Genomic DNA, 4508 nt, shown 5'->3' with positions numbered 1-4508 from the left:
ATGTCATCAGGCCGATGCCCACATCACCCAGATCCCATACAAATGTATAGGCGGCAATACCGCCGATGAACAGCATAACCAGCGCCAATACTTTATAGGCCATCTGCCAGCACCATTTATCACCAAAAAGGTACGCCACATTAGATCGGGCATAAAAAAGAATACCGAGAAATGTTGAAAAACTGAACATAGCTAATGTGACTGCAATAAAAATCACGCCAAATCGCCCCAGATGAAATTCCATGGCCGTCTGCAAAAGTGCCATACCTGACAGACCATCTGTCACTTCCTGCGGTACAAGCAGCATAATAAATGCGGTGCAGCTGCAAATCACAATGGTATCGATAAAGACGCCAAGAGACTGAACCAGTCCCATGGTCACCGGTGTCTTTCCCTCTGCAGCAGCTGCCGCACAAGGTGCAGAACCCGAACCGGCCTCATTGGAAAACAAGCCGCGTTTTACACCATTCATCAAAATAGCGCCAAAACTGCCGCCGGCAAACTGCCGGATGCCGAAAGCTTCTTCAAAAATACGCTGAAAAACCCCAGGCAGTGCCGTTATATTCATTCCGATGATAATCAATGTGATCACAAAATATAAAACGGCCATCACCGGTACCAATATATCCAGCACCTTGACCGTCGCATTTTTCCTGAGCACGATCACCGCCGCCAAAATTACCAGTGCAATCGTTGTATAAAGCGGCGGAATGTTAAAGGCATTGTTAAATGATTCCGAAACCGAATTACTGATAACCTGACTGATACCGCACCAGCAGATCAGACCCGAAATGGCAAATAATACCGCCGGCAGAACATACCTTTTCTTCCTGCCTTCTTTGCGCTCGAAAAAACGATGAATATAATAAGCCGGTCCACCGCGATAACCGCCGTAAAGCGGGTCTTTTTCTTTATAAAGCTGTGCCAGTGTGGCCTCGATAAAAGCTGTGGCAGAACCCAAAACCGCCATGATCCACATCCAGAAAACAGCACCGGCACCACCGGCAGAAATAGCCGCTACAACACCCACAAGATTCCCCATACCGACACGGGTGGCCGTGGATACAATCAAAGTCTGAAAAGGTGACAGCCCATTTTCCCCGCTCTTTTGTTTCGTCAGGGCACGCACCATATCCGGGAACAGGCGAACCTGCATAAAACGCGTACGAATCGTAAAATAAACCGCCGCCGGCACAAGAAATAGGATCAGCAGTGAAATGCCGATAGAACCGCCGACCGGCAGCGGAATTTGAAATAAGTCGCCCCACAGAAAATTGTAGGTGGCTTCAATAAGCTGTACAATAAACATTCTAAATTTCCTTCCCTAAATAGCAAAACGCCATAGTTATTAAAAGTTGTGCTTTATCACTTTCACCTTTAACAGTATACAGTAAAAAAGTTAAAAGCTCAATACAAACTTCTCTTTTATGTTTTATCTGAATCTAATTCATGTTACAATAAAATTCATGTACCAGACACATGTGTCTGCGCGCTCATTCTCTGTTATATTCTTGAAGCTGCCGGCGTATCCGGACAAAATAGCTTCTTTGAAAAACTGTATTTGTATTGCGAAACTTTAGTGCCGGTAACAATTACTATGATTGTTTTTTATTCAACAGGTTTGATTAATAAACTCCATCGAAAAAACAGATCGTCTGTACTTGATAATTTTCCTAAAGCAATCCGAATTATCATTACTGCCGTCCTGGCATTTGCCGTGGCAGCGCTTCTTAAACTATTTCTGTCAAATGTTCTGGGATTATAGACTATCTCATAGGTACAAAACAAGCGGCCGTGAGTTTTCTGCTCACGGCCGTTTTATATAATCTCTCTCTTAAATTCTGTTTTAGTTCACTCTCTCATACAGCACCATCATCCGATGTATCTTCTGTGCCAGTTCTTCTGTGAACACTCCCGGCAATGCCCGCCACTGCCAGTTCCGCCCCACAGTGGACGGCTCGTTCATTCTGGCTTCGCTGCCAAGTCCCAGAAGATCCTGCGCCTGCACGATGGCTGTGTCTGCCACACTGCCCCACAAAGCCCGCATCATACCCCAGTGATAGCCTTCCTCTTTTGTCAATCGGAAGTATTCTCTGGCCCATTCTGTATCAACAGGATCCGCGGATGCAAACCAGCCTTGAATGGTATCATTGTCATGGGTTCCTGTATAAGCCACACAGTCCCTGATAAAGTTATGCGGCTGATAGCCGTTGCCATTGGTATCCCTGCTGTCAAAGCCCAATTCAAAAACTTTCATGCCAGGAAATCCGCTGTCAGCCAAAAGTTTCTTGACAGAGTCTGTCAGAAAGCCTAAATCTTCGGCAATAATCGGTTGTTTACCAATCTTGGCTTCCACCGCATTGAAAAGTTTCATGCCCGGCCCCTGCTTCCAGTAACCGTCTTTGGCCGTCTCAGCGCCATACGGAATCGCAAAATAAGAATCAAAGCCTCGGAAATGATCGATTCTCAGTACATCATAAATATGACAGAAATAATCGATTCTTCCAACCCACCATGCATAATCATCTTCTGCCATCTTGTCCCAGTCAAAGAGCGGATTGCCCCACAACTGTCCTGTGGCAGAAAAGCCATCCGGCGGACAACCGGAAACTTCCTTCGGCATCAGATTCTCATCCAGCTGGAAAAGTTCCGGATGGGCCCAGACATCCACGCTGTCCTGGGAAACATAAATCGGCAGATCACCGATAAAATCAATGCCTTTGTCATTGACATACTGCTTCAGACTCTTCCACTGACGGAAGAAGAAATACTGCAGCACTTTCCAGAAAGCAATCTGTTCAGCCATTGTTTCGCGTACTTTATCAATGGCCGAATGATCGCGTCTTTTCAGTTCATCCTCCCACTGCCACCATGAACAGCCGCCATGGGTATCCTTCAATGTCATAAACAGCGCATAATCTTCCAGCCAGAAAGCCTGCAGCTCGCAAAATGTCTCAAAATCTTCCGGTTCATTTTCCAAAAAACGTTTTGCGGCCAATTTTAAAACCGGATAGCGTTGTTCATAAAGTCTTCCATAATCAATTCGTGATACATCATCACCCCAATTAACAGATACATATTCTTTTTTATCCAAAAGCCCTTCAGACGCCAGCAAATCCAAATCAATGAAATAAGGATTGCCTGCAAATGTAGAAAAGGACTGATACGGCGAATCACCGTAACTGGTCGGACAGATTGGCAGAAGCTGCCAATACTGCTGTCCTGCATCGCTGAGGAAATCAGCAAACTTTCTTGCCGCTGCCCCCATCGTTCCAACGCCGTATTCAGACGGCAGAGATGCCAGGTGCATCAAAATACCGCTTTTCCTCACTTTTTCTCATCTCCTTTATTCTGTACTGACAGAGCGCAGGTACTTTCACCCCTTATAAAAAGTGACGGAATTCTCTCATACGTCACCGGAAGCTCCTCCCGGATATTGCCAAGCAGTATCTCCAGACTACGTCTGGCAATAATCTCACTATCCTGCTTGATGGTCGTCAATCTCGGACACATATACTGACTGAGTACAATACCATCAAAGCCAATCACCGAAATATCTTCCGGTACCCGAAGGCCCCGGTCTTTGATGGCACGAATGGCCCCAATCGCCATCACATCTGACATAGCAAAAACGGCTGTCACCTCAGGCATCTTGTTCAGAATTCTCAGCATGCCATGATAACCATCTTCCATAGAGAATCTGGCACCTTCATACTGTCGGCTCCTGTCAAAATTCCGTCCACGGAGTTCAAATGCTCTCCGACAGCCCATATATCTGGACCTTGCTGCGTAAGAATTCTCCAATTTTCCGCCTAATACCGCGATTTCTCTGTGTCCCAGCGTGAACAGATACTCTATCGCCGTCTGTGCCGCGCCTTCATCATCCGTACTGACGCTTGAAAGATTCTCAAGTTCCATCCCCTCTGCCGAGTTCGTAACCAGCAGCCCCGGAATGCCGGCATCCCCAAAACGACCGCGATAATACTCTAAATCGCTGCCTAGAAAAAGAATGCCCATGGGCTGCCGTTCACGACAAATCTGCAGTGCCTGTTCAACTTCATTCTCATCCTCATCAATATAGTAGATCAGACAGACATAGCCACGCTCTTTGATCAATCCCTGAAGCTTTTCAACAATCGTTGCAAAAAGCATGTTATTATTACCTTTGACAATCACTGCAATACCACTGTTAGACTGCTGTTTCAGATGCTTCGCATTATTGTTCAGTTTAAAATGATTTTTTTTGACAACGGCCATGACCTTTTTCCTGGCCTTGTCAGAAACATCCGGATGATTATTCAGTACCCTTGAGACTGTACCTACGGAATATCCGGCTTCCTTTGCAATGTCTTTTATTGTCACAGTTTTTACCTCTCTCTTCAGGTGTCAGATTCAATATCTGTCTGCGAATCCTGATACAGAATGTCAGTCTGCTTCGCAGACACATTTCTCAGCAGGATTTTCGCATACAATTCTAACCCTTAACAGCACCGGCTGCAACACCCTCG

At 45.8% G+C, this 4508-nt stretch carries 3 protein-coding genes; all 3 read right to left on the bottom strand.

Annotated features, from left to right (window positions below):
• The coding region (locus tag WMO25_RS15330; protein ID WP_349086045.1) for an alanine/glycine:cation symporter family protein at positions 1-1309 on the bottom strand (1309 nt) is incomplete at its 3' end.
• A 537-nt stretch (positions 1310-1846) separates the two neighbouring features.
• Positions 1847-3331: a 4-alpha-glucanotransferase gene (malQ, locus tag WMO25_RS15325; protein WP_215690010.1), complete on the bottom strand. Its 1485-nt coding sequence runs from the start codon at positions 3329-3331 to the stop codon at positions 1847-1849.
• Entirely contained in the window at positions 3328-4362 is a 1035-nt protein-coding gene (locus tag WMO25_RS15320) for a LacI family DNA-binding transcriptional regulator (protein ID WP_349086043.1), read from the bottom strand. The genes malQ and WMO25_RS15320 overlap by 4 nt, the downstream gene beginning before the upstream one ends.
• Positions 4363-4508: the final 146 nt, after the last annotated feature.

Origin of the sequence: Coprococcus intestinihominis (assembly GCF_040096555.1) — a bacterium.
In the GTDB taxonomy this organism is placed as follows: Bacteria; Bacillota; Clostridia; order Lachnospirales; family Lachnospiraceae; genus Coprococcus_A; species Coprococcus_A intestinihominis.
This window is presented reverse-complemented; position numbering and strand designations above follow the sequence as displayed.